The following is a 2,144-nucleotide window of genomic DNA, read 5'->3' as shown; positions in this document are numbered from 1 at the left end:
GCCGCTGCGGTCACGGGATCGGAGGTGATGGTGAAAGGGATCCTGCCCTCCAGACAGGGGGATTCGGCCATCATCGATATCCTTACCCGCATGGGGGCCCAGGTTTCCTGGAACAGGGAATCAGGGGATCTGAGGATCAAAGGAGGAGATCTGGAGGGAATAGAGATCGATGCCGGCAGAACGCCGGATCTGGTTCCTACCATCGCCGTCCTGGGCGCAGTGGCAAAGGGCACGACGACGGTGGTGAATGCGGAGCACGTCCGCCACAAGGAGACGGACAGGCTTCATGCCATGGCCGTCGAGCTGACGAAGATGGGGGCGAAGGTCAAAGAGCGGCCGGACGGCCTGGAGATCACGGGCGGAAAGCTGCACGGGGCGAGCGTTCACGGCTATCACGACCACAGGATCGTCATGGCGCTGACAGTGGCGGGCCTTGTGGCCGGTGAGACGAGGATCGATACCGCTGAGGCAGTGGATGTGAGCTATCCGGGATTCTTCAGGGAGATGGAGAGGCTGGGGGCAAGGGTGAGGGTGGAGTGAGAATATTGAAAGCTTTCAAAGAATCTCGGCCACGAATCTCTCTGTGATTCCATCTACCTCAAAGCATCCCGACCAAAAGCCACGAATTTTTTCACACCTTCATCTTCTCCCGCACTGGTGCCAGGATCTCGATCATGCACTCTGCGCAAGACTTTTTCAGGTCCATGGGATGCATGGCCCCGCTGACAAAGTCCGCCTCCAGCTGCTCGTAATTATCGTAGTGCACATCACCGCCAAACTTCTCCGGCCTCATGATGGTCATCCCCGCCTCCATCCGGGGGAAGACGTGATACTTGCATATCGCCAGCACCGGATTGTTCTCCACCACTTTTGCCGGGCAGAAGGCGCTCTTGATCTTTTTCTCCACATCTTGAGCCGGCTCGTCCACCGCGATATTATTCCCCTTAGAGGAGGACATCTTCTCCCCGTTCAGTCCTGGAATCAGGGGCGTATGCAGACATACGGGCGCGGGCAGTCCCAGGCGGGGCAGCTCCTCGCGGGCCAGCATGTGGATCTTCCGCTGGTCTATGCCTCCCACCGCCAGATCGATCTTCAGGTCGGCGATGTCGACCGCCTGCATCAGGGGATATATCATCTGAGAAACCATGGGGTTCTCTGCATTCCGGCTGACCTCGTCCATGCTGCGCCTGGCCCGGTTGAGAGAGGTATTTCTGGCCATCTGCAGGATCTTGAGCATGAAATCCGGCTGGAGCTGATAATCTGTGCCATAGACGAACTCCGTCCTCTCCGGGTCGAGGCCCAAAGCCATAAAGCAGTCCCGGTTGTAGTCGGCGATCTGGCGCACCTCCTCAAGAGTTCCCTTCTCATTGAGAAAGGCATGCAGATCCGCTAAAAGAACGACCACATCGAAGCCCGCCCTCTGCAGGTCGAGAAGCTTGTTGGCGGTCAGCATGTGGCCCAAATGGACCTTGCCGCTGGTCTCATAGCCCACATAAGCCCGCGGGCGGCTGGGCTTCTCCAGCAGTCCTTTCAATTCATCTACGGTCACAATCTCTTCTGTATTCCTCATCACCAGCTCGAGCTTGTCCAAATCAAATTCACCAGCCCAGGAAAGGAATAAGGATGTATAATGCTTTTGGTTCTGAGGTTGAGCTTGGGAAAAATGATTAATACTAATTCCGACGATGACCTTTCATGCCAAGGCGGATGTACAAACTTCAGCAGCCATCAATGAGCCGGGAGAAGAATCTAGTGCTGATACTGCTGGCCGTCATAGTGGCCCTAATCCTCTGGAACAGCTTCTGGTCTCTGGCTAAATTAGCACTCTTCATAGCGATAGTCTACATGATCTATTACGCTCTGAAGCGGTATTTCTAAATTAATCAGCCTTTTTTGCCTTTCTCCTGCCATAGAGCTCTTGCCTTTTCCAGATCCTCTCTGGTATTGAGGTTGAAAAAAGAGAGAAGCTCGGGGTCCATCGGCAGCAGAAGCTCTTTTGAGACCCGATTGACGACCAGCTCCTGCAGGGGAACGTGAATCCTTCTCTCCCCGCTCTCCAAAGCCCTCTGGCAGGATGCTTGCATCTTCTCCCGCTCATAGACGGAATGGAGGGGCTCGAAATATCCATTAGGCTGCACAGGAAC

General features: G+C 55.2%; 4 protein-coding genes. 2 read left to right on the top strand and 2 right to left on the bottom strand.

Annotated elements, in window-relative coordinates:
• Nucleotides 1-540, top strand: a 540-nt coding sequence (locus BP822_RS05390) for a 3-phosphoshikimate 1-carboxyvinyltransferase (RefSeq protein WP_394339425.1), incomplete at its 5' end; no start/stop codon positions are given.
• 91 nt (nucleotides 541-631) lie between these two features.
• On the opposite strand, the gene BP822_RS05385 is transcribed toward BP822_RS05390, so the two are convergent.
• A complete protein-coding gene (locus BP822_RS05385; RefSeq protein ID WP_286877898.1) occupies nucleotides 632-1,591 on the bottom strand; it encodes a tyrosine--tRNA ligase in 960 nt (319 codons plus the stop codon).
• Nucleotides 1,592-1,695: 104 nt separating this feature from the next.
• Here BP822_RS05385 and BP822_RS05380 point away from each other — a divergent pair, with 104 nt between their 5' ends.
• Complete coding sequence (locus BP822_RS05380) at nucleotides 1,696-1,878, top strand: hypothetical protein (protein ID WP_157863605.1); 183 nt, start codon at nucleotides 1,696-1,698, stop codon at nucleotides 1,876-1,878.
• A gap of 5 nt (nucleotides 1,879-1,883) precedes the next feature.
• Here the strand turns inward: BP822_RS05380 and mobA are convergent.
• On the bottom strand, nucleotides 1,884-2,144 hold a 261-nt coding region (gene mobA / locus BP822_RS05375; RefSeq protein WP_286877896.1), incomplete at its 5' end, for a molybdenum cofactor guanylyltransferase.

The organism is Methanosaeta sp. UBA458 (assembly GCF_002496085.1).
In the GTDB taxonomy this organism is placed as follows: domain Archaea; phylum Halobacteriota; class Methanosarcinia; order Methanotrichales; family Methanotrichaceae; genus Methanothrix; species Methanothrix soehngenii.
This window is presented reverse-complemented; position numbering and strand designations above follow the sequence as displayed.

What these genes read in the sequence shown, in the direction of transcription:
- BP822_RS05380 (WP_157863605.1), top strand. Translation starts at nt 1,696, where the DNA reads ATGCCAAGGCGGATGTACAAACTTCAGCAGCCATCAATGAGCCGGGAG.